14 protein-coding genes are annotated in these 22,785 nt (G+C 71.3%); 9 read left to right on the top strand and 5 right to left on the bottom strand.

Annotation, left to right across the window (positions count from 1 at the left end; genetic code table 11):
- The first annotated feature begins 83 nt into the window (after positions 1–83).
- From gmd to ACWCSV_RS09350, 5 genes are read left to right on the top strand one after another with little or no spacing between them, the layout of a single operon-like run.
- Positions 84–1,097, top strand: coding sequence for a GDP-mannose 4,6-dehydratase (gene gmd / locus ACWCSV_RS09370; RefSeq protein WP_451140139.1), 1,014 nt, complete (start codon positions 84–86; stop codon positions 1,095–1,097).
- The gene (locus tag ACWCSV_RS09365; protein ID WP_451140137.1) at positions 1,094–3,907 is read left to right on the top strand and encodes a DNRLRE domain-containing protein; all 2,814 of its coding nucleotides are present in this window, start codon (positions 1,094–1,096) and stop codon (positions 3,905–3,907) included. Before gmd ends, ACWCSV_RS09365 begins: the two co-directional genes overlap by 4 nt.
- Positions 3,904–6,156 (top strand): LamG-like jellyroll fold domain-containing protein, encoded by a 2,253-nt coding sequence (locus ACWCSV_RS09360; protein WP_451140135.1) that lies wholly within the window; start codon positions 3,904–3,906, stop codon positions 6,154–6,156. Before ACWCSV_RS09365 ends, ACWCSV_RS09360 begins: the two co-directional genes overlap by 4 nt.
- Positions 6,156–6,875 carry a hypothetical protein gene (locus ACWCSV_RS09355; protein WP_451140133.1) on the top strand — a complete coding sequence of 240 codons (720 nt, stop codon included), beginning with the start codon at positions 6,156–6,158 and terminating at the stop codon, positions 6,873–6,875. Before ACWCSV_RS09360 ends, ACWCSV_RS09355 begins: the two co-directional genes overlap by 1 nt.
- Positions 6,872–7,699 carry a glycosyltransferase family 2 protein gene (locus tag ACWCSV_RS09350; protein WP_451140131.1) on the top strand — a complete coding sequence of 276 codons (828 nt, stop codon included), beginning with the start codon at positions 6,872–6,874 and terminating at the stop codon, positions 7,697–7,699. Before ACWCSV_RS09355 ends, ACWCSV_RS09350 begins: the two co-directional genes overlap by 4 nt.
- 1,626 nt (positions 7,700–9,325) lie before the next feature.
- On the opposite strand, the gene ACWCSV_RS09345 is transcribed toward ACWCSV_RS09350, so the two are convergent.
- On the bottom strand, positions 9,326–10,450 hold the full coding sequence (locus ACWCSV_RS09345; RefSeq protein ID WP_451140129.1) for a LacI family DNA-binding transcriptional regulator: 1,125 nt from the start codon (positions 10,448–10,450) through the stop codon (positions 9,326–9,328).
- A gap of 299 nt (positions 10,451–10,749) precedes the next feature.
- On the opposite strand from ACWCSV_RS09345, the gene ACWCSV_RS09340 reads away from it, so the two are divergent.
- The 3 genes from ACWCSV_RS09340 to ACWCSV_RS09330 all read left to right on the top strand — a co-directional run bounded on the left by ACWCSV_RS09340 (position 10,750) and on the right by ACWCSV_RS09330 (position 15,183).
- Positions 10,750–12,219 (top strand): purine-cytosine permease family protein, encoded by a 1,470-nt coding sequence (locus ACWCSV_RS09340; RefSeq protein WP_451140127.1) that lies wholly within the window; start codon positions 10,750–10,752, stop codon positions 12,217–12,219.
- Between the two features lie 148 nt (positions 12,220–12,367).
- Complete coding sequence (locus ACWCSV_RS09335) at positions 12,368–14,143, top strand: adenine deaminase C-terminal domain-containing protein (RefSeq protein WP_451140125.1); 1,776 nt, start codon at positions 12,368–12,370, stop codon at positions 14,141–14,143.
- A 23-nt stretch (positions 14,144–14,166) separates the two neighbouring features.
- The gene (locus ACWCSV_RS09330; protein ID WP_451140123.1) at positions 14,167–15,183 is read left to right on the top strand and encodes an adenosine deaminase; all 1,017 of its coding nucleotides are present in this window, start codon (positions 14,167–14,169) and stop codon (positions 15,181–15,183) included.
- Between the two features lie 481 nt (positions 15,184–15,664).
- Here the strand turns inward: ACWCSV_RS09330 and ACWCSV_RS09325 are convergent, their stop codons facing one another.
- Positions 15,665–16,834, bottom strand: a complete 1,170-nt coding sequence (locus tag ACWCSV_RS09325; protein WP_451140121.1) for a glycosyltransferase — start codon at positions 16,832–16,834, stop codon at positions 15,665–15,667.
- 105 nt (positions 16,835–16,939) lie between these two features.
- Here ACWCSV_RS09325 and ACWCSV_RS09320 point away from each other — a divergent pair, with 105 nt between their 5' ends.
- Positions 16,940–18,478: a hypothetical protein gene (locus ACWCSV_RS09320; protein ID WP_451140119.1), complete on the top strand. Its 1,539-nt coding sequence runs from the start codon at positions 16,940–16,942 to the stop codon at positions 18,476–18,478.
- On the opposite strand, the gene ACWCSV_RS09315 is transcribed toward ACWCSV_RS09320, so the two are convergent.
- The 3 genes from ACWCSV_RS09315 to ACWCSV_RS09305 are packed head-to-tail and all read right to left on the bottom strand — an operon-like array spanning position 18,447 to position 22,635.
- The gene (locus tag ACWCSV_RS09315) at positions 18,447–19,688 is read right to left on the bottom strand and encodes a hypothetical protein (protein ID WP_451140117.1); all 1,242 of its coding nucleotides are present in this window, start codon (positions 19,686–19,688) and stop codon (positions 18,447–18,449) included. The genes ACWCSV_RS09320 and ACWCSV_RS09315 overlap by 32 nt on opposite strands.
- Positions 19,685–21,376, bottom strand: a complete 1,692-nt coding sequence (locus tag ACWCSV_RS09310) for a lipopolysaccharide biosynthesis protein (RefSeq protein ID WP_451140115.1) — start codon at positions 21,374–21,376, stop codon at positions 19,685–19,687. The genes ACWCSV_RS09315 and ACWCSV_RS09310 overlap by 4 nt, the downstream gene beginning before the upstream one ends.
- On the bottom strand, positions 21,373–22,635 hold the full coding sequence (locus ACWCSV_RS09305) for a glycosyltransferase (protein WP_451140113.1): 1,263 nt from the start codon (positions 22,633–22,635) through the stop codon (positions 21,373–21,375). Before ACWCSV_RS09305 ends, ACWCSV_RS09310 begins: the two co-directional genes overlap by 4 nt.
- Positions 22,636–22,785: the final 150 nt, after the last annotated feature.

Below are 22,785 nucleotides of genomic sequence, written 5' to 3'. Positions count from 1 at the left end.
TGCGCCCTTTTCACCGCAAACCACTCACTGTATGAAATTCCGGGTTCCAACCGCCGTTCAGGCGACCACAGAAGGGGGGAGTCATGGCCAAGACCGCACTCATCACCGGTGTGACCGGACAGGACGGCTCGTACCTGTCCGAGCTGTTGCTCGACAAGGGCTACACGGTGCACGGGCTCATACGTCGCTCGTCGAGCTTCAACACCGAGCGCATAGACCACATTTACCAAGGGCCCGAGGAGGCCGACCGCTCCTTCGTGCTGCACCACGCGGACCTCGCCGACGGTGTGGCGCTGGTGAACCTGCTGCGCGAGATCCAGCCGGACGAGGTCTACAACCTCGGTGCCCAGTCGCACGTCCGGGTCTCCTTCGACGCGCCTCTCTACACCGGGGACGTCACCGGACTCGGCGCGATCCGGCTGCTGGAAGCGGTGCGTGCCAGCGGCATCGACACCCGCGTCTACCAGGCGTCCTCGTCCGAGATGTTCGGCTCCACCCCTCCCCCGCAGAACGAGGGGACACCGTTCCACCCGCGCAGCCCGTACAGCGTGGCCAAGGTGTACGCGTACTGGGCCACGGTCAACTACCGTGAGGCGTACGGAATGTTCGCGGTGAACGGCATCCTGTTCAACCACGAGTCCCCGCGCCGGGGCGAGACCTTCGTGACCCGCAAGATCACCCGGGGGGTGGCCCGCATCAAGGCCGGACTCCAGGACCGGCTGCACCTGGGGAACCTGGACGCGGTACGCGACTGGGGGTACGCCCCCGAGTACGTGGACGCGATGTGGCGAATGCTCCAGCGCGACACCCCGGACGACTACGTGGTGGCGACCGGCGAGGGGGTCAGCGTCCGGCAGTTCCTGGAGCACTCCTTCGACCACGCCGGTCTGGACTGGCGCGAGCACGTGCGGTACGACCCGAAGTACGAACGCCCCAGCGAGGTGGACGCGTTGATCGGTGACGCCTCCAAGGCGGAGGAGCTGCTCGGCTGGAAGCCGGAGGTGCGGTCCATGGAGCTGGCGCGCATCATGGTCGACGCCGACATCCGGCTGCTGGAGGCGCAGCTCAGCGGGGCGGCCGTGCGGGTGGACCGGTGAGTGCGCCACGCCGCCCCACCGCCCGGTGGTGGCGGGGCGGGGTGGGTGCGTCGGTCCTGGCACTGGCGGCGGGGGTGCTCTCCGCCTCGGCGGCGGGCACTCCTCCGGCCGCCGCGCTGACCGCGCCGGTCGGGTTCACCGCCGACAATCTGTCCACCTACCAGACCAACGGCATCGTATGGGCGCTGGCGGAGGCGAACGGGGCCGTCTACGCGGGCGGTACCTTCGCCCAGATCCGGCCCGCCGGGGTGGCGGCGGGCGGCGCGGGTTCGGCGGCGGCGGTGAACTTCGCGGCGTTCAACGCGGCGACCGGGGCTCCGGCCGGCTGCTCGCTCTCCTTCACCCGTAGCAGCGGCACGGCCACGGTGCGGGCGTTGGCGCTCTCACCGGACAAGTCGACGCTGTACGCGGGCGGTTACTTCAATGCGGTCAGCGGCACCGCCGCCAATGGGCTGGTTGCGATCAACACCGCCACCTGCACGGTGCGTTCGGGCTTCGCGCCGAACTTCGGCGCGACGGTGCGGGCACTGGACGTGGCGGCGGACGGCACGGTGTACGCGGGCGGCGATTTCCAGACGGTCAACGGGAGCACCCGGCGCTTCTTCGGGGCGGTGACCCCGGCGGGCGCGCTGACCGCGTGGAATCCGGACGCTGACGATCCCGGGCGGGCCCTCAAGGTCACCCCGGACGGCGCCTCGGTGCTGATCGGGGGCGACTTCACCACGGTGGGCGGCACCGCGACGCACGCGCTCGCGGTGACGGACGCGGCCTCCGGCGCGCTCGTCCACACCTACCCGAACGGTTTCGTCCCGGCGTCCGCGGTCATCAAGGACATCGTCACGGACCAGGCTTCCGGTGGCTGGTACGTCGCGGGCGAGGGAATGGGGGGCAACTCCTTCGACGGGCGCATCGCCATGGAGCTGGACGGGTTCGGGCAGCGCTGGCGCGATACCTGCCAGGGCGCCACCCAGGCGCTCCGGGTCCACCGGGGCGTGCTGTACGCGGGCAGCCATGTGCACGACTGCTCCACCATGGGTGAGTTCCCGAACCAGGTGCGCAAGCATCTCACCGCCCAGTCGGTGGACGGTCCGGCGATGCTGGGGTGGCTGCCGGACACCAATGACGGCATCGGTGAGCCGGTCGGACCGCGTGCGCTGACCGTATCGAGCCGGGACGGACGCGACTTCCTCTGGGTGGGCGGCGAGTTCACCACCGTCAACGGCTCGTCCCAGCAGGGGCTGACCCGGTTCGCCGACTCTCCGGACACGGGTGCGCCCGCCGTACCGGTGGTGAGCGTCTCCTCACCCAGGGCGGGACAGGTGAGGGTGGACTGGCGTTCCTCGCTCGACCTCGACGACTCCTCGCTGACCTACCGGGTCTACCGCAACGGCGCGTCGGCCCCGGTGTACACCACGACGGGTTCCTCGCTCTTCTTCAGCCGTCCGCAGCTGACCTTCACGGACACGGACGTGGTGGCCGGGCAGACGTACTCCTACCGGGTCAGCGCGAGCGACGGCACCAACACCAGCGCCCAGTCAGCCGCCGCCTCCGTCACCGCGGCCTCCGCCGCGTCCCCGTACCAGGAAGAGGTGCTGGCCGACGGCGCCGAGCTGTACTGGCGGTACGACGAGGCGGGCGGCGCGTTCGCCGCGGACGCCTCGGACGGGCGCGACGGCGGGGTGTACGTCAACGCGCCGACGTACCGGGCGGCCGGGGCGGTGGCGGGTTCGACCGCGCTGGGCCTGAACGGCACGGACGAGTACGTCTACAGCGACCGGCTGCACCACTTCACCTCGCCGTCGCCGTACTCGGTGGAGACGTGGTTCCGTACGACGTCGACGACCGGGGGCCGGATCGTCGGCTTCGGCAACAACATCGGCGTCGACACCGGCCACACCAGCACCATCTCCGACAAGATCGTCTACCTGACGGACGACGGACGGCTCACCTTCGGGGTCCAGACCGGCAACAGCAGCACCCGGCCGACCATCACCACCACCACCGGCTTCAACGACGGCGCCTGGCACCACGTGGTCGCCACGCAGGGCCCGGCGGGCATGGTGCTGTACGTGGACGGCGCGGTGGCCGGCACCAACGCGGCAACCGGGAACCGTTCGTACGACGGGTACTGGCGGGTCGGCGGGGACGCGATGAACAACGCCTGGCCGAACCGTCCGACCAGCACCTACCTCGCGGGGCAGGTGGACGAGACCGCGGTCTACCCGACCGCCCTGACGGCGGCGCAGGTCGCCGCCCACCACGACCTCGCGGACGCCCCGCCCGTGCCCGGCGGCGGCGGGGGCGGTGCGGACACCACGTTCACGCTCACCCCCGTGGAGGACGCCTACGTCAACGGCGTCGCCCCGAACACGAACTACAACGACAGCCAGCTCGCCTCGCGCGGCACCACCGCGTACGTGGGCTACCTCAGGTACGACCTTCCGGCGGCCCCCGCCGGACAGGTACTCAAGGGCGCCCGGCTCGACTTCCGCACCTCCTCGGACTCGACGGCGGGTTCCGCCGAGAGCCACCAGGTGGTGCCGGTCACCGGCGCCTGGACCGAATCGACGGTCACCTACAACACCCGGCCGGCGCTCGGTGCGACCGTGCTGGGGACCATCACCGGCGCGAGTGCCGTGTCCACCGGCTACTCGGTGGCACTGGACGCGCCGGCCCTGGGAGGGGCCCTCGGCTCCACCACATCACTCGCCTTGACCAACACGGGTACGGACAGCCTCCGTATCTGGTCGAGCGAGGTCACCACCGCGGCCTACCGGCCGCAGCTCGTTCTCACCTTCGGAGCTGAATGATGAACGGACGTACGGGGCGGAGATCCGCCGGACGTGGCCGCAAGCGCGCCGCTTCCGCCGCTCTCTGCCTGCTGGGCGGAGCCCTGACCGCGACCGCGGTCGGGACCTCCCCGGCGGCTTCGCTGACGCCGCCGGTGTCGATCACCGCCGACGATCTCTCCACCTGGCAGACCAACGGCATCGTCTGGTCGATGGCCGCGACCGGCGACACGGTCTATGCCGGCGGCACCTTCTCCACGGTGCGCCCACCGGACGCCGCCGCCGGCACCTCGGAGACACCCGCGGTGAACTTCGCCGCCTTCGACGCGGCGACCGGCGCGCCGAACGGCTGCTCGCTGTCGTTCACGCTCTCCTCGGGCACCGCGACCGTACGGGCACTCACCCTCTCGCCGGACGGCGCGACGCTGTACGCGGGCGGGCAGTTCGGCTCGGTGAACGGTGTCGGGGTCAGCAACATCGTGGCGATCGACACGGCGACGTGCACCCCGCGCAGCGACTTCAAGATCGCCGTGTCGGCGACCGTCCGCGCCATCGCCGTCACGGACGACACCGTGTACTTCGGCGGTGACTTCAACAGCGTGGGCGGCCAGACCCGCCAGAAGTTCGCCGCCGTCACCACCGGCGCCGCCCTGCTGCCGTTCACCGCCAACGCCGACGAGGTGGCCCGCGCGGTCGAGGTGACCCCGGACGGCCAACACGTGCTGCTCGGCGGTGACTTCTTCACCGTCAACGGCACCACCTCGCACGCACTGGCCGTGGCGGACGCCACTACCGGGGCGGTGACGACCGCCTATCCCGGGTTCGTCCCCAACACCTCCACGGTGCAGGACATCACCACCGACGCGACCGGTTTCTACACGGCCAACGAGGGCACCGGCGGTGGGGTGTTCGACGGGCGCATCGCCGTGGACCTCGACGACTTCCAGCAGCGCTGGCGGGACACCTGCCTGGGCGCGACCCAGGCCGTGCTGGTCCATTCGGGCGTGCTCTACAGCGGGAGCCACGCCCACGACTGCGCCAGTATGGGCGAGTTCCCCGACCAGCCGCGCCACCACCTGCTGGCGCAGTCGGTGGACGACCCCAAGCTGCTGCCCTGGTTCCCGGACACCAACGACGGCATCGGTGAGCCGGTCGGCCCCCGGGTGATGGCACAGACGGATACCGGCGGACACCACTACCTGTGGGTGGGCGGCGAGTTCACCACCGTCAACGGGGCGGCCCAGCAGGGGCTGACCAGGTTCGCGGACGGCCCCGACACGGGGGCCCCGTGGGTGCCCAACGTGCAGCTGTCGACCGTCGTCCCGGGGCAGATCGAGGTCAACTGGCAGACCAGCTCGGACACCGACGACGGCCTGCTGACCTACCGCATCTACAAGGACGGCGCGACCACCCCGGTGTACACCACGACCGGGACCTCGCTCTTCTGGGACCGGCCGCAACTGCGCTGGACCGACACGGCGGTCGCCGCCGGGGAGACCCACTCGTACCGGATCACCGCGAGCGACGGTACCAACACCAGCGCCAAGTCCCCCGCCCTGTCGGCCACCGTGGCCTCGGCGGCGGAGGCGTACCCGGCGAAGGTGCTGGCGGACGGCGCCTCGCTCTACTGGCGTTACGACGAGGGCACCTCGACCTTCGCGGCGGACACCGGGACCGGGCTGGACAACGGCTTCCTGCGCAACGCCCCGTCCTACCGGCAGACCCCGGCCGCCATCGCGGGTGCCTCCACGGCCATCGGGTTCAACGGCACCGACGAGTACGCGTACAGCAACCGCAGGCACGCCAAGCCGGGCGCCTTCTCGGTCGAGACCTGGTTCAAGACGACCACGACCAAGGGCGGCAAGCTCATCGGGTACGGCAACCTGACGATGCAGAACAGCACCAACTACGACAAGCACGTCTACATGACCAACGACGGGAAGCTGGTGTTCGGCGTCCACGACGGCTCCACCCGCACCATCACCACCCCCGCCGCCTACAACAACGGCGCGTGGCACCACGTCGTCGCCACCCAGGGCACCGGTGGCATCGCCCTCTACGTCGACGGCGTGCTGCGGGCCTCCAACTCCTCGTACAAGACCAACCAGAACTTCGAGGGGTACTGGCGGGTCGGCGGCGACAGCCTCAGCGGCTGGCCGTCCGCCCCGACCAGTACCTTCTTCGCCGGTCAGCTCGACGAGACCGCCGTCTACCCGACGGCGCTGAGCGCCGCCCAGATCGCCGCGCACTACGCCCTCAGGACGGGCTGATGAGGAACCCGCTCCTGGCCGGCGCCGCCGTCGTCATCCTGACGGCGGCGCTGGCCGCGTGCGGCTCGTCCCACGACGGGAACGACCCGGAGGCCGCGGCGGCACCCCGCCCCGCGGCCTCCGGGCCCTCCGTCGCGGGGCCCTCGGCCGCCGCACCGACCGACGCCCCGACGTCCGGTGGGGACACCGACGCGTCCCCCACCGCACCCGCAGCCGAAGGCCCCAAGGTCCCCACCGACGAACTCACGCCCGCCACCGGCACGTTCACCAAGAAGGAGAAGGAGTACCTCACCGACCGGGTGCCCAAGGGCATGGACCCGGCCGCCGTCCTCCAGACCGGCCAGGAGACCTGCGACAAGCTCGACTTCCTGGTCAAGGCCGACCGCCGGATCGCCGTCGGCTCGATCGTCACCGGCGAAGTACCCGACGCCGCACCCGCCGTCACCCACCTCTGCACCGGACACCAGGACCTCGTGGACGAGGCCGCGCTCGGCTACGCCGACGGCACCCACACCGGCAAGGAACTGCGCCCGGGCCGCTACCGCTCGGTCTCCCCCACCCCCGCCTGCACCTGGCGGACCGAAGGAGCCGGCGGCAAGGTGCTCGACCAGGGTTCCTCCGCCAGCGGTCAGCCGGTGCGGATCACCCTCCCCGCCGCCGCCCGCACCTTCACCTCCACAGGCTGCTACGCCTGGCTGCCCGAAGGAGACAAGAGTTGAGCAAGCTGCCCATCGCCGTGGCGATCCCCACCAAGAACGAGGGCCTCAACATCGCCGAGGCGGTCAACTCCGTGCTCGGCCACTTCGAGGCGGTCGTCGTGGTGGACTCGCACAGCACCGACGACACGGCGAAGATCGCCGCCGAGTGCGGCGCCGAGGTGGTCGAGTACACCTGGGACGGCGGCCACCCCCGCAAGAAGCAGTGGTGCCTGGAGAACGTCCGCACCGACATCGACTGGATCCTCGTCCTGGACGGCGACGAACGCCTCAGCCCCGGACTCCTCGCCGAACTCCGCACGATCTTCGCCGACCCCGCCGCACCGAAGCCCGCGGCGTACGACATCCCGCTCGGCTACTGGTTCTCCGGCAAACGGCTGCGCCACGGCTACACCATCCGCAAACGCTCCCTGACCGACCGCACCCGCTGCGCCTACCCGGAGGTCGGCGACCTCGCGGCCCCCGGCATCGGCGAGGTGGAGGGCCACTACCAGCCCGTCGCCGACTCCGCCCAGGCGCTGCGCAACCCGATCGAGCACCAGGACCTCGACCCGGTGACCGCGTGGTTCGAGCGCCACAACCGGTACTCCGACTGGGAGGCCTGGCTGGAACACCACCCCGACGTCAAGGAACAGGTCCGCCGGGTCAAGTCCCGCCAGGGCCAGCTGTTCCACAAGGCCCCGTTCAAGCCGCTGGTGTCGTTCGCGTACATGTACGTCTACCGGCGCGGCTTCCTGGACGGGCGGGCGGGGCTGGACTTCGCCCTGGCGATGAGCTTCTACCGGTGGCAGATCGCGCTCAAGTCGCGGGAGAAGCCGACTGGTTGAGCCGGTCCCGAGTCGGCTTGGCTGAGGGCCGCGCCAACACCCGCGCGGCCCTCGGGGGGTGCGCTGATGGTGCACCGGTCAGCCGCCTACCCTCGTCGACTTCAATATGCCGAACGGTCTACTGGAGAAACAGCAGACTGTCACGAAGGTTTGACACCAAACCAGACTTGGCGGAATCTCTCAGTACAGAACCAACCAATTCCCCATGACCTCCAGAAGGGGAATATACATGCTCAGGAAAAAGCTCTGACGTTCTATCAAAATAGCCTCTGCCTGGGTGACGAAACAGAATCAGGCATGGAGGCTACCGCTTTCTTAAGGAAACCGCCGGATCCACCGTGCCCCTCGGCCAGCACCGACACGAGCTCTTCACGCCCCACCCGAGCCCGCTCGACCTGCTCCCGGGCGGCATCCCCCTCCGCCTGAGCCCGCTCCAAGACCTCCGTCCAGGACTCCAACTCCTGCCTCGCCCGCGCCTCACGCAGTTCCATCAGCCCAAGCACCGACGGCATCACGACCTCATCGAGCAACAACAAGCCGTCCGCTGCCTGCCCCTACCCCACAACAACCACGCCCCACCCACGAAGAAGCCCTGCTCATCGAACAGGGGCTTCCTCTGCCATAACGCACTTACTGGAAACTCCAAGATTTCGAAGGACAAATTCAGCAGGTGTCGATATCCCCGGAAATCAGCAAGCGGAAATGCCGTACCAGCACTTCCGGTGCAACCGTAGGGGAAACATTTAGCCATCTTATAATGTCGAGTTTCGGTTCACCCGTTTCATCCGGGGTGGTCCATCCCCACCCATGGCACCCCCCTGGCCCCATAAAGCAAAAGAAATCCATTTTCCCACGGTGCATCACCCGGGTTCGGGTTGCTTTCTGTCCAATAATAGGCCGTTCCTCCGACTTCATCCCACTGCTCCTGCGGTGCAACTCCCTCATCAACAAGAGCCTGGGTAACGCGCGAGAGGTACCGGTGGAGTTTTGCGTAGTCTGTGGCTGTCGAGTCACGACTCTCCGGCAACATAACGACCACTTCCTTTTGGTGCCAGTATCAGAAATAAGGTTTCATTGCAGGCACACGGAAAAGAGCCCGGACAGCATGGCGTCCGACGGCCCGCTCATGCGCATCAGCGACGTGGCGGCGATCCATTCCATTGAACAGCCCCTGGGGCAAGTCAAGTTGTTGACCTGTAACCTGCCCATGCCCGACGACGCAGCCGTACTCCTGAACGAAGAGGAAAGGCCCTCGATACCGCGAGTCCGGATCGGCGGGAAGAGCGCCCGGTAGCCGCTCGCCCTGTCGGGCACCCAAGGGCTGTCCCGCGGTTCCTGGTGGATCGGCGCAGGGCGTCGGATGCGGTGCCTCGCACGGCGGAAGTTGGGTCACCAGCCACTTCGTCCGGCGACCGCACGGTTCGGGCCGCACGACCGCCACTCCGGCGAGGAGGCACTGGAATACCACTCCGACGCCCTGAAGCTCCGCCTCGACGTCAGAAAGTGGAAACGAATAGCCAAGTCACGGGAGCAGCGGCAGGGTTGACCTGGCGGAGGAGACCGCGCCCAGTCGCGCCCGGTCGCGCCCCGGCCGCACCCCCACCGCCCCCGCCCCCGCCGCGCACCTCAGACCGGCTCCCGCGTCGACGCCCTCCGCAGCAGCGTGGCCGGTACCAGCCGATGCAGGGGACCGCCCCCGGCCACCGCGCCGCCGCCCTGGACGAGCTCTATCAGGAGCTGCGCCGCCTGCTTGCCGATCTCCTCGGGCGCCAGGTCCAGCGCGGTGAGCGCGGGGCGGGCGCTCCGGGCGAACTCGCCGTCGGCGCCGACGACGATCTGGACGTCCTCGGGTACGCCGAGGCCCAGTTCACGGCAGACGGCGAGGGTGGCGAACCCGAACTTCTCCATGACGACGTAGAGCGCGTCGGGGCGGTCCGGCCGGTCGAGGAGCCGGCGGGCGGCGTCGGTGGAGTCGGTGCCGGGTTCCGCGCGGTCCATCAGGACCGGGTTCCCGGTGCGGGCGCACCAGTCGCGGTAGGCGCGGGCCGCGTCCTCGTCGTAGGACTGGCCGGTCGATCCGGTCAGCAGGCCGATCCGGCGGGCGCCGGTGGCGGCGAGGTGGTCGAAGGCGGCGAGGGCGCAGGTGGACAGCTCGTTGTCGACCCAGGGGAAGGCGTCCTTGCGGGCCAGGTCGCGGCCGGTGGTGACGACGGGGACGCCCATGCCGGAGAGCCGGGTGAGCAGCGGGTCGTCGGTGAGCGGGTCGATGACGATCGTCCCGTCCAGCGGCAGCGACTCGAAGGGGCGGCCGTCGAGCGAGGGCGGGACGAGCACGAGGGAGTAGTCGTGGGCCATCGCCGTCCAGGTGGCGGCGTTGACGATCTTGACGAAGTACTCGATGTCGGTGACGCCGCCCTCGACGGCGGAGCGGTGCGTCAGGCCGAGCAGGCCGGTGCGGGCGCCGCGCAGCCCGCGCGCGTTGGGGTTGGCGCGGTAGCCGATCTCGGCGGCGACCGCGAGTACGCGCTCCCGGGTCTCGGCGCCGACCCGGCCGACGCCGTTCAGGGCGTGCGAAGCGGTGGTGACCGAGACGCCGGCGCGCCGGGCCACCTCGCGCAGCCCGCCCGTCTTCGCGGCGCCGGGGGCCTTCGCCGTGCCACCCGTCCTCGCCGTGCCACCCGTCTTCGCAGGGCCGGAGGTGCGGGGCTTGCGGGGCGTACCGCGCGGGTCCGGCTCTGTGACGTCTGACATGGCGGAGAGCCTACCGGTTGACTGCCAAAACGTTTAGGCAGTACGGTCCGAACCATTGCCAAAACGTTTACGCACTTCTCTGCGGGTTGTTGCCAAAACGTTTTGGCAACCCGTGCGGCGCGCCGGGTCCCCCGCCCGAGCCGCGCCGCGCGGCCCTCGCCGTACCGCTCCACCCCTCCCCCGTAGCACCATCCCCGCACACCGTCGTGCGGTCACCCGGCTCGCTCCGGGCTCCCCGTACATCCCTCGTCCCGTCCCTCCAGGCCGGGACGCGAGTCCGCAAAGGACGTCTGCCGACCATGGCCGAGGCCACCGCCACCGCCCCGCCCGGATCCACCGCCCACGCTGCCGACCAGACACCCCCGTCGCCCCAGACGTCCGTCTTCACGGTCGAGCAGCGGGGCATCGACGCCGTCCCCGCCGCCGAACGCCAGGGCGGCCCCGGCCGACTCTTCGGGCTGTGGGCCGGTACGAACACCACCGTCTTCACGGTCGTCTACGGGGCGCTGGTCGTCTCCTTCGGCCTGTCGTTCTGGTACGCCGTCGCGCTGATCGTGGTCGGCAACATCCTGGGCTTCACCGTCACCGGCCTGACCAGCCTCCAGGGCCCGCGCACCGGCACCTCCACGCACTCCGTCTCCCGGGCCTCCTTCGGGCCGAACGGCGGACGGCTGCCCGCGCTGCTGAGCTGGGTGATGCTGGTCGGCTTCGAAGCGGGCGGCATGGTCCTCATCGTGCTCGCCGGACTCGCCCTCCTCGACCAGGCGGGCGTCTCCACGGGCACCCCGCTGAAGCTGGTGACCATCGCGGTCGCGGCCGGGCTCCAGATGCTCCTGCCGCTCTCGGGCTACCACCTGATCATGAAGGTGCAGAAGTACTTCGCCTGGATCTTCGCCGCGATGTTCGTCGTCATGGCGTTCCTCGTCTTCCCGAAGGCGGACTTCGCCACCCACGGCGCGGCCCCCTCGGTGGTGACGATCTCCCTGGTCCTGGCCATGGTCACCGCCTCGGGCGGGCTGTCCTGGGCGGACATGGGCAGCGACTACTCGCGCTACCTCCCGGCCGGCGCCGCGCCCCGCAAGGTGTTCGCCTGCGCCGCGCTGGGCGGCATGGTGCCCAACATCGCGCTGCAGATCCTCGGCGCCGCCGTGGCCACCGCGACCACCAACGCCGCCGACCCGATCTCGGGGCTCCCCGAGGTCCTGCCCGGCTGGTTCGTCACCCCGTACCTGCTGCTCGCGATCGTGTCGCTGCTCGCGGTGAACACCACCGACATGTACTCCTCCGGCCTGAACCTGCTGGCCGTCGGCCTCCCGATCAAGCGGTGGATGGTCGTCTTCATCGACCTGACCCTGTGCACCGCGATCACCCTGTGGGCCGTGTTCTCCTCGGACTTCTACACCCTGCTGTCCAACTTCCTCAGCCTGATCGTGCTCTGGCTCGGCCCGTGGGCCGCCGTCTACCTCACCGACTGGGCGCTGCGCCGCGGCCGCTACCACGTGCCCTCGCTCTTCCCCCGGGAGACCGGGAGCAAGGGAATCTACTGGCACAAGGGCGGGGTACGCCCGGCCGGACTGATCGCGGTGCTCCTCGGCTTCGGGGCGGCGGTGCTCTGGGTCGACTCCACGGTGTTCGTCGGCCCGCTCTCCGACGCGGCCGGGGGCCTGGACCTGTCGGTCTTCGCCGGTGCCCTCGTCGCGGGCGCCGTCTACTGGCTGCTCGCCCGCCGCACCGTACGCGCCGAGGCCGAGCTCGTCCTGAACGCCTGAAGCACAGCCGCCCGGGCCTCGGGCCTGGAGCCCGGACGCCCGGGCTTCGGGCGCCTGAACCCCGGGCGCCCGAAGCCCGCACCCCTCGCACATGCACCCCGCACGTGCCCCCTCCCCCACCTCTCGTACGCGCCCTGGAGCGAACCCCATGAACCACCCCAGCCTCCGCAGCCTCATCGACGCCTCCGAAGGGGTCGTCAAGGCCGACCGGATCATCAAGGGCGGGCAGCTCGTCAACGTCCACACCGGCGAGATCTACCCGGCCGACGTCGCGATCACCGGCGAGCGCGTGGCCGCCACCGGTGACGTCAGCGCGTACGAGGGGCCCGATACCGAGATCGTCGACGCCACCGGCAAGTACCTCACCCCCGGGCTCATCGACGGCCACCTCCACCTGGAGTGCTCCAAGCTCTCGGTGACGATGTTCGCCGACGCCGCGGTCCGCTTCGGCACCACCTCGGTGATCTCCGGTCTCGACCAGTTCCTCGTCGTCGCCGGTCTCGAAGGGGTGCGCGAGGCGCTGCGGGAGGCCGACGCGAGCCCGATGAAGATCTTCTGGGGCGCTCCGTTCAAGACCCCGTACACCCTGCCCGAGACCACGGTCGGGTTCTCCTTCGGTCCCGAGGAGCACGAGGAGACCCAGGGCTGGGCCGAGTGCTTCGGGGTGTGGGAGACGGTCGCGGAGTTCGTCCTCAACCGGGACGAGAAGGTGCTGCGCGCCCTCGAACTCGCCCACCGCAACCGGCTGCCGATCTTCGGCTGCGCCCCGATGGCCGCGCAGACCACCATCAACGCGCTGTCGGCGGCGGGCGTCCGCCTCGACCACGAGAGCTACACCGCCGAGGAGGCCCTCCAGAAGCTGCGGGCCGGCATGTCGCTGCTCATCCGCGAGTCCTCGGTCGCGCACTTCATGAACGAGAACGTGCGCACCGTCACCGAGTTCGGCGCCCAGTCCCGGCACGTCGGGTTCTGCACCGACGACATGCACGTCGCCGACATCATCCGCGAGGGCCACCTCGACAAGCTGGTCCGGATGGCGATCAAGGCCGGTGTCCGCCCGGTCGAGGCGATCCAGATGGCCACGCTGAACTGCGCCGAGATGTACCGCATCGACCACCTCGTCGGCTCGATCACGCCCGGCCGCTTCGCGGACGTCCTGATCGTCGACTCCCCCGAGTCCTTCCAGGTGGAGCGGGTGTTCGCACGCGGCGAGCTGGTCGCGGAGAACGGCCGCACCCTGCGCGCCCCTCAGCCACCCGTACGCACCGCGGCGCTCTCCCCCGCCTTCCAGGTGGCACCGCTCGCGCCGGAGGGCGTCGGCATCGCCGCCGAGGGCGACGAGGCCCGGGTGCTGGTCGTGGAGATGGACCGCACCGTCCCGTTCGTCCGCAAGGGCGTCGAGATGACGCTGCCGGTGGTCGACGGCACGGTCCGCGCGGACCTCGCGCAGGACGCGCTGTACGTCACGGTCTCCGAGCGGTACGGCAAGAACGGCGGCGCCACCGTCACCGCGATGATCAACGGCTTCGGGCTGCGGTCGGGCGCCATCGCCTCGTCGGCCGCCCCCGACGACAACAACATCGTCTGCGTCGGCGCGGACCGGGCCGACATGGCCCTGGCGGTGAACCACCTCTCCGAGCACGGCGGCGGCCAGGTCGTCGTGGACGGCGGTGTGATCAAGGAGTTCCTGCCGCTGCCGGTGGCCGGAATCGTCGCCGACCTCACCCCGGAGGAGATGGCCGACGCGGAGGACCGCCTGGAAGCGGCTTCCCGCGCGCTCGGCTGCGAACTTCCTTCCGCGTTCGGCTACTTGATCTTCCTGGAGATCACCGCCATTCCCGAGTACGCCGTCACCGACCTCGGTGTCGTCAGCTACCACACCCAGGACGTCGTCGACGTCCTGCGCCCGGCCACCGCCAAGTGACCCGTCCCCCCGAGGAGATCGCCATGACCGAGACCGTCACCGTGGACCCCTTCGTCGCGGGTCTGCCCAAGTGCGAACTGCACCTGCACATCGAGGGCACGCTGGAGCCCGGACTGAAGTTCGCGCTCGCCCGCCGCAACGGCGTCGAGCTGCCGTACGCCGACGAGGCCGCGCTGCGCGAGGCGTACGACTTCGACGACCTGCCCGGCTTCCTCGCCGTCTACTACGAGGGCATGTCCGTGCTCCGCACCGAGGCGGACTTCTACGACCTCGCCGCCGCCTACGCGGCCAAGGCGCACGCACAGAACGTCCGTTACGCGGAGATCTTCTTCGACCCGCAGGCCCACACCGCGCGCGGTGTCGCCTTCGACACCGTCATCCGGGGCCTGACCCGCGCACTGGACGACGCCGAGCGGGCGACGGGCTTCCGGGGCCGTCTGGTGATGTGCTTCCTGCGGGACTTCCAGGCCGAGTTCGCCATGGCCACGCTCGTCCAGGCCCTGCCGTACAAGGAGTGGATCATCGGCGTCGGCCTGGACTCCGACGAGGCCGGCAACCCGCCGGTGAAGTTCCGTGAGGTCTTCGCCCGGGCGCGCGCCGAGGGCTTCCGGCTGACGATGCACTGCGACGTCGACCAGCAGAACTCCACGGAGCACATCCGCCAGGTGCTGGACGAGATCGGGGTCGACCGCATCGACCACGGCGTCAACGCTCTGGAGGACCCGGCGCTGGTGGCCCGCATCGTCGAGCGCGGCATCGGCCTCACCGTGTGCCCGATCTCCAACTCCCATGTCACGGACGGCCTGAAGGCCGCCGAGATCCGCGCGCTCCTCGACCAGGGCGTCAAGGTCACGGTCAACTCCGACGACCCGGCGTACTTCCCGGGTTACGTCTCCGAGAACCTCGCGGCGCTGCGCGGCCCCGCCGCCCTCTCGGACGAGGAGCTGGTCCTCCTCCAGCGGAACGCCATCGAGGTCTCGTGGGCGGCGCCCTCGGTCCGGGAGAGCTTCCTCGCCGAACTGGACGCGTACCAGGGCTGATCGGCAGGAGGACGGATGAGGGGCCCGGCTTCGGGGCCCCTCATCCGTCTTCGCCCGGCCGGTGGCACCCGGGTCCGCCCGGACGGGAGAATCCCTTCATGAATGTCGGTCGTGGCGGCCCGCTCAGCGAGTGGCTCGTCCACACCAACCGGCGGGCGGGCGGCGCCTGGACGCAACGCTACGAAGGCGGTGTCCCGGTGACGGACCTGACACCGGTCACCGGTCACCGGTCACCGGTCACCGATCACCGGTCACCGGTCACCGATCACCGGTCACCGATCACCGGTCACCGGTCACCGATCACCGGTCACCGGTCACCGGTCACCGGTCACCGGCCATGGCACGACCGGCTCCACGGGCACCACCGTCCGCTTCAGCCCCTGCGCGGAGTTGCCGACCGCCTCCCTCTCCTCCGAAGCGTTCGAGCGCCCCTGGCCCCGGCCCACCGTCGAGGTGCACGACCTCCGGACCGGCTGAGGGATCACCCCCGCCGTCGCCTGTGCCCGACCACGTCCTCGTAGGTCCGGCGCAGCGTGGCGGTGACCACGTCGATGGTGAAGTCGGCGTTGACCAGGTCCCAGGCGGCCTTGCCGGCCTCGGCGGCGGCCTCCGGCTCCAGCAGCTCCAGCACGGCCTCGGCGACCTTGGCGGCGTTGGCCGCGTCCTCGCCGACCCGGCTGTCGATCACCCGGCCCGCCCCGGCCTTGGCCACGTCCGGGCCGAGGCCGCAGGTGCGGGTGATGACGACCGGGGTGCCGACCGACATCGCCTCCAGGACCGAGACCCCGAGGGGCTCCTCGATCGACGGGAGCACGTAGACGTCGGCCTCGCGCCCCGCCGCCAGGACCTCCTCGTGGCCGAGCGGGCCCACGTGGTCGAGGGAGCCGGTGACGCCGAGCTTCTCCGCCAGTGCCAGGGTGCCCGCCAGGGCCCCGGTGTCCGGGCCCGCCAACACGAAGCGCGCGTCCGGGTGTCGGGCGAGCACGGCGGGCATCGCGGCGACGAAGTCCTCGGGGCGCTTGCGCTCCTGGACGCGGGCGAGGAAGAGGATCGTGGGCGGCCGGCCGGGTTCGCGGGCCGGTTTGCGCTCCTGGGGGCGTACCCCGTTCACCAGCCGGACCGTGCGGGTGAGGGCGACCGGCGCGGCCACCGCGTTGACGTCGAGGCGTTCCGTCTCGGTGAGGTGCAGCACGGCGTCCGCCTCGCGGAGCACCTTCCGTACGCCGAGCAGGTCGGTCAGCTTCGCCACCGGCTTCTCGGTGGGGTCGATCATGCCGTGGGTCTGTACGACCAGCGGGGTACGGGTCGCGAGCGCGAGGAGGGCGACGGGCAGGGTCACCAGGTCGCGCATGAGATGTACGTGGACGAGGTCCGCGTCGCGCATGGCGCGGCGGGCGGCGCGCAGCAGGGCGAGGGACGTGATCCCGCTGACCTCGAACATCGGCAGTACGTGCCGGGCGCGGTGAAGGAGGGCCGGAACTCCTTCTACTTCCCTGGGCAGTTCGCCGGACCCGAAGCCGTCGCCCAGGGCCATGACACGCGCGTCGTCACCGGCCGCCCGCTGGACCTTGGAGAGGTTGAGCGCCACTCGGGTGGGCCCGCCGAACGCGTGGTCCGGAGTGTGCAGCGTGACGACGTGCAGGATTTTCACCAGGGTTCCCCTCAACCTCGGCCGGCTGTTCACAGAGTAGTCATCGTGCCCCCTCAAGTGGCTTGATTCGTTAAGGTGTTCGCAGGTCCACGGAACGGGGGGCGCATGACGTCCGTGTACGACACGGCTTCGGCCTCGAAGGCCGGTGCGGCCCGCGTGGCCCGCGCGGCCACGGTCCGGCGGACCCTGGAGCCCGTGACGAGGCCGCTCGCCTGGGCGATGCTGTCGCGCGCGCTGGCGGTGCCGCTGATCCTGGGCCTGGTCGTCTTCCTGCCCGCGGTGGTCGCCGCGCAGCCGGGGACGGGCAGCCGGGACACCGTGTTCTGGCTGCAACTGGTCCTGACGTGCTACGCGGGCGCCCGGCTGGCGACGATGATCCTCTCCACCCGGCGGCGGCTGCTCCAGGGCGTGTTCTGGATGTTCGTGTACATCGCGATGGGTGTCGCGCCGCTGGCGCAGGCGGTGATCGGGCAGACGCCGACTCCGCTGGTGGGGCCCCGCGCGGATCTGGTGACGGCCACCGCGATGGTCCTGGTGGGGTGCTCGGCGTTCGACCTGGGTGCGCTGCTGGCCTCGCGCCGCCCGCTCCGGCGCCGCTCCCCCTCCTCCCGGTCACGGCACGGCCGGCCCGCGATCGCGAGCCGTACCAGGCTGCGGCTGCTGTTGCTGCTGGCGTTCGCGGCGAGCGGGTACTACGTGGTGAAGCTGGGCGGGCCCGCGATCTTCTTCAGCAGCCGGCAGGAAATCAGCGCGTCGGTGGCGGAGAGCGGGGTCGCCTCGACCGAGTCGAACGTCGGCTCGGCGTTCCTGAAGGGCTTCGGTACGGTACCGGCGCTGCTGGCCCTGCTCTTCTGGACGCGTCGTCTGGTGACCTCGCGCCGGGCCCGCCGCTCGCCGTCGACGGTGCTGGCGTGGACCGCGCTGCTGGCGCTCAACCTCATCGTCAACAACCCGATATCCAACGCGCGTTACTGGTTCCTCACGGTGCTCGTCTCGCTGCTCTTCACGGCGTTCCCGAGCAGCGCGGCGGTGTACCGGACGGTGCTGGCGCTGGGCGTCGTGGGGGCGCTGGTGCTCTTCCCGTACGCGGACCGGTTCCGGTACGACGACTCGGGGTACCGGCCGGTGCAGTCGGCCTCGGCCTTCGAGCCGTTGGCGACGAAGGACTACGACCAGACGGTCATGTTCGCCAACACCATCGCCTGGGTGGGCACCCGGGGCCACACGTACGGCCGCCAGCTGGCGGGCTCCGCGCTCTTCTTCGTACCGCGCGCGGTGTGGAGCGGGAAGCCGGAGGACACCGGGGTCCGGGTGGGGCAGTGGATGGGGATGAACATGACCAACCTCTCGGCCCCGCTGTGGACCGAGTTCTGGGTGGACTTCGGTCCGGCCGGGATGGCCGGGGGGCTCGCGCTGATCGGGTACGTCGCCGCGCGCACCGACCGGCGGTACGCGCTCGCGGTCACCCGGGCCGGGCCCGGGCCGGGGAGCGTGCTGGCGATCGCGGCGCCGCTGGTGGCGGGTTACACCTTCATCCTGCTGCGCGGCCCGCTCCTCCAGTCGGTGGGGAAGCTCGCCATCGCGGCGCTCTGCCTGGCGTTCGTCACCACGTTCACGGAGCGGAGCGAACAGCGGCCGCGCTGACGGCCCCCGTACCGGCCCCGTCCGCGCGCCGCAGCCTGGCGACCCGGGCCCAGGTGGCGACGGCCTTGCAGACGGAGCCCAGGCAGAGCCCCCAGGCGGCGCCGGTGACCCCGGCAGCCGCGTAACCGGCGATCAGGAAGACGACGGCGGCGAGCGAGAACACCACCTGGATGGAGAGCGTGGTGCGCGGGTCGAGCATCCGCAGGGCGAGGAGTCCGCAGGTGCCGAAGGCCATCGCCGCGTACTGGCTGCCGGTCGCGGGCAGCAGCGCGGCGGCGGACGACCAGGTCTCGCCGAGGAGTTGGGCGCCGGCCTTGTCGGGCAGCAGCGCGAGGGCGGTGGCCCAGAGCGCGGCGGTCGTGGCGAGCACCCCGGCGAGCGCGGCGGTGGCCCGTATCCGGCGCCGCTCGTCGCCGACCCGGGCCAGCAGCGGAGGTCCGAAGCTGGTGGCGGAGGTGAACAGGACGTTGAGCGGTCCGAAGAGGGTGGTCGCGCCGCGCAGGGCGCCCACCACGAGCGGGCTGCCGACCGTGCCGAGGCCGAGCACGGAGAGCTGGCTGGTGGCGTTGCCGACCCCGAACTCCACGACGAACCGCTGCCCCAGGTGACCGCGGCGCAAGTAGGGACGGAGTTCGGTGCGGGCCCCGGCGGTGCGGCCGCGCAGCAGCACGGCGGAGAGCAGCAGCGCGGGAAGGGCGGAGAGCCCCCAGACGGCGACCAGCCGCGCCGCCCCGGCTCCGTGGCTCTGCGTCCCGAGCGCCCCCAGGACGCAGCCGAGGCGGAGCAGGTCGGCGACGAGGGCGAGGTGCGGCAGCCTGAGGGTGGAGAAGGCGTACCGCATCGCGTCCTGGCCGAGGACGACCGGCAGGACGAGTCCGAGCGCCACCAGGGCGCGGGCGGTGTCCCCCGGGACGAGGAGGGCCCCGCCCGCGAGGAGGGCGCCGAGCACGGACGCCGCGAGCAGGGCGAAGGCGACCGCGGAGCGGCAGGCGTTCCGGACCGCCTCGCCGCCCCGGGTGAGGACGAGCGGCTGGCCGGTATAGGCGCCGAAGACGCCGAGCAGCACGGTGAAGACGAGGTAGACCGCGGAGAACCGGGCGAAGCCGGCCACGGTGGAGAGCCGGGCCGCCGCGATGAGCACCAGGATGTTGGTGAGGGCGGCGACCCCCTGGTCCGCGACGGAGCTGACGACCGCGCCGCGGGCCCTCACCGGCGGGCGGGCGGCACGGTGAAGGTGCGCAGCCCCATCGTCTCCGCCGGGTCGCCGGTGATCTCCGGCCGTTCGGCCTGCTCGGGTTCGGGCCCCTGTCCGCCACCGCCGCCGCGCCGTCCGGCGGACTTCTGGTGCTTCCTGTGCTCCTTGCGGGCCCGCCGGGTGCGTCCGGGGTGCAGGAGCACCCCGAGCAGGTGGCCGCCGGCCGCGCCGACGACCTCGCGGATGCGCTCCAGGTCGCTGCGGTGCACTTCGCGCGGGTCGCAGACGATCATGACGCCGCCCACCCGGTCCACGAGGGCGACGGCGTCGGCGTACGAGAGGATGGGCGGGGCGAGCACGATGACGACGGCTCCGGGCGCGTCCGCCTCGGCGACGATCCGTCCGACCGGGGCCGAGGTGAGGGCGCGGGGGACGTTGTCCACCTGGGCACCCGCCACCAGGGCGAAGGCACCGGAGCCGGGCACGTCGACGTTGGTACGGCTGCCGGCGGGCCAGCCGCGCTTGTCGTCCGAGGCCCACCGGGGCCGGGGTTCGCTGACCGCCGGGCCCAGGTCGCGGGCGAGGGAGGGGGTCCGCAGGTCCGCCTCGACGAGGAGGACGTCGCGGCCCATCTCGGCGAAGGCGGCGGCGACGTTGGCCGCCGCGGCGGTGGCGGCCGAGTTGTCCCCGCGCGGGGCGGTGACCAGCAGCCGGCGGTTGTCGGCGAAGGCGGGGTCGTAGGCGAGCCGGAAGGCCACCGCGCGGTATTCCTCGGCGAGTCTGCTGCCGCCGCGCCCGATGGCGAGCAGGGCCGCGGCGGCTGCGCGCTCCCTCGGGAGGGTGCCGAGCAGGGGGGCGCCGAGCGAGCGGACCAGCTCGTGGGTGGAGCGTACGGTCGGGTCGAAGACCAGGCGGACCCAGGAGAGCAGCAGTCCGAGGGCGAGGCCGACGACTCCGCCGAGGCCGAGGAGGAGCGGCAGGCTCGCGCCGGTGGGTGCGGTGGGCGTCACCGGCTTCTTGTTGAGGTAGCCGGGGGTGGCGTCCAGCGCCTTCAACTCGGATATCTTCTGGCTGAGTCCGGAGATGGAGACGATGAGGCTCGCGCGGGCGCTGGTGACGTCGTCGGCGGTGGAGGCGCCGATCTGCTCCTCCAGCTGGTCGCGCTTCTCCTCCAGCGGTTTGAGCTGGGCGCGGTAGCCGTTCGCCATGTTCTCGATGCTGTCCTCGGTGAGCTGCTTCCGGTTGGCGAGGTAGGCGGTGGCGAGGGCCTCGGCGCGGTCGCGCGCCTGCTGCGGGGTGGCGCCGGTGTAGGCGAACCGGAGGGTGAGGGTGTTCGGCGGGTTGGTGACCTGGAGCCCGGCGAGCAGGTCGCGGGAGGAGACCTTGTCGCCCTTGGCGGCCAGGGTGCGGGAGGCGAGGGTGCCGACGGTGTCGCTGACGGCGGTCTGGCGCTCGGAGCCGATGTTGATGCCCTTGTCGGCGGAGGCTCCGGTGGCGAAGGGGTCGGCGGTCGCGGAGCGGACCAGTACCTCGCCGGTGGCCGACCAGGTCTCGTCGCCCGCGACGGCGAGGTAGCCGCCCCCGAGGAGCCCGAGGAGCACCCCGGTGGCCAGCAAACTGCGGTAGCGCAGCAGTTGGCGGAACTGGTCGCGCAGGAGCGCCGGCTCGTCCTGGTCGTCCAGGGGTCGGATCGGATGGGTCATCGGCGTGTGCTCCCTTGTGCGTTCCCGAGTGCCTCGGCGAGCAGGGCGTCGAAACGGGCGAGCCCCGCCTCGCGGCTCAGGTGCTGTGCGACGTACGTGGCTCCGCGTGCGCCGAGCCGGCCGGCCTCCGCGGGGTCGGCGGCCAGCTCGCGTACGGCGGCGAGCAGGGCGGCCGGGTCCTCGGGGCTCACCAGCACGCCGGCACCGGAGCGGCGGACCTCTTCGGCGGTGCCGCCCCCGCCGGCCACGGAGGCGACGACGGGCCGCCCGGAGACGAAGTACGAGGTGAGTTTGGAGGGGACGGACATGTCGAGGACGGAGGCGCGCTGGGTGACGGCGAGGACGTCGGCGGCGGCGAGGACGTCGGTGAAGTCCTCGGCCGCGGCGGGCGGCAGGAAGTCGAGGTTGGCCAGCCCGGCCGCCCGTGCGCGCAGTGCCTCGCGCTGGTTGCCGTCGCCCATCAGGACCACCCGGACGTCGGGCGCCAGACGGGCGAGGTCGACGAGCACGTCGAGCCCCTGTTTGAGCCCCATGTTTCCCGAGTGGAGCAGCACGGGGGTGTCGGGGTGCCAGCCGAGGCGGGCGCGGGTGGCCGCCCGGTCGGCCGTGGGGCCGGTCACGTGGGTCCAGTTGGGGACGGTACGGATGCGGGCGGGGTCCACGCCGAGCGCGGTCACGCCGGGCACGAAGCTCTCGTGGATGACGCCGACCAGCGTCGCGTCGCGCAGCGCGTACCGCTCGGCCGCCGCGGCGGCGGACGCCGCCCTGCCGCCGCCCCGGATGCCGCTCTGGGCGGCGGCGGCGCCCATCAGGTCCTGGACCACGGGGATGTACGGGACACCGTGGCGGCGGGCGATCCGGGCGCCGACGACGCCGCCCGCGAGGCTCGGCATCTGGGCGACGACGGCGTCCGGGCGGCCGGGCGGCGGGGCGAGCAGTCCGTGGCCGAGGACGGTCAGCTCGAAGAGGCCCCGGCGCAGCGCGGTCTGCCGGGGCGGTACGTAGTGGCGCCGGCGGTGGACGTGGACCCCTTCGCGTCTCTCCGTGGTGCGCCACACGCCCCGGTACTCCGCGTCGGTCCGCCAGGACGGGTAGTGCGGCATCCCGGTGAGCACGTCGGCGCGCGCTGCCGTGGCCGCCCAGTGTTCGGCGAGCTGGGTGGCGTACGGGCCTATGCCGGTCAGCTCGGGCGCGTAGTTGGTCGAGACCACCAGGATTCTGCGGTCGTGCAGCGGCATGTGTGGTGCGGCAGCGGACATCGGACGATCGCCTTCCCCCCGGAACGGCCCCCTGTTCCCCGAGGGAACAGCCCCGCGTCGAGCTTATCCGTTCACGGGTTGCACAAGTGTTCTTCACAGTAAGGTCGTTGGAAACATCAGCACATGACGTTCACCTGGGGGGAGAGAACG

Source organism: Streptomyces sp. NPDC001770, assembly GCF_053596135.1.
Note: the sequence above shows the minus strand (reverse complement) of the source record. Positions and strands in the feature narration are given on the sequence as shown.

Excerpts from the sequence above, each read along its gene's own strand:
- ACWCSV_RS09320 (WP_451140119.1), top strand. The coding sequence starts at position 16,940 with ATGACGTCCGTGTACGACACGGCTTCGGCCTCGAAGGCCGGTGCGGCC.
- ACWCSV_RS09310 (WP_451140115.1), bottom strand. The coding sequence starts at position 21,376 with ATGACCCATCCGATCCGACCCCTGGACGACCAGGACGAGCCGGCGCTC.
- gmd (WP_451140139.1), top strand. The coding sequence starts at position 84 with ATGGCCAAGACCGCACTCATCACCGGTGTGACCGGACAGGACGGCTCG.
- ACWCSV_RS09345 (WP_451140129.1), bottom strand. The coding sequence starts at position 10,450 with ATGTCAGACGTCACAGAGCCGGACCCGCGCGGTACGCCCCGCAAGCCC.
- ACWCSV_RS09305 (WP_451140113.1), bottom strand. The coding sequence starts at position 22,635 with ATGTCCGCTGCCGCACCACACATGCCGCTGCACGACCGCAGAATCCTG.
- ACWCSV_RS09355 (WP_451140133.1), top strand. The coding sequence starts at position 6,156 with ATGAGGAACCCGCTCCTGGCCGGCGCCGCCGTCGTCATCCTGACGGCG.
- ACWCSV_RS09340 (WP_451140127.1), top strand. The coding sequence starts at position 10,750 with ATGGCCGAGGCCACCGCCACCGCCCCGCCCGGATCCACCGCCCACGCT.
- ACWCSV_RS09330 (WP_451140123.1), top strand. The coding sequence starts at position 14,167 with ATGACCGAGACCGTCACCGTGGACCCCTTCGTCGCGGGTCTGCCCAAG.
- ACWCSV_RS09335 (WP_451140125.1), top strand. The coding sequence starts at position 12,368 with ATGAACCACCCCAGCCTCCGCAGCCTCATCGACGCCTCCGAAGGGGTC.
- ACWCSV_RS09360 (WP_451140135.1), top strand. The coding sequence starts at position 3,904 with ATGATGAACGGACGTACGGGGCGGAGATCCGCCGGACGTGGCCGCAAG.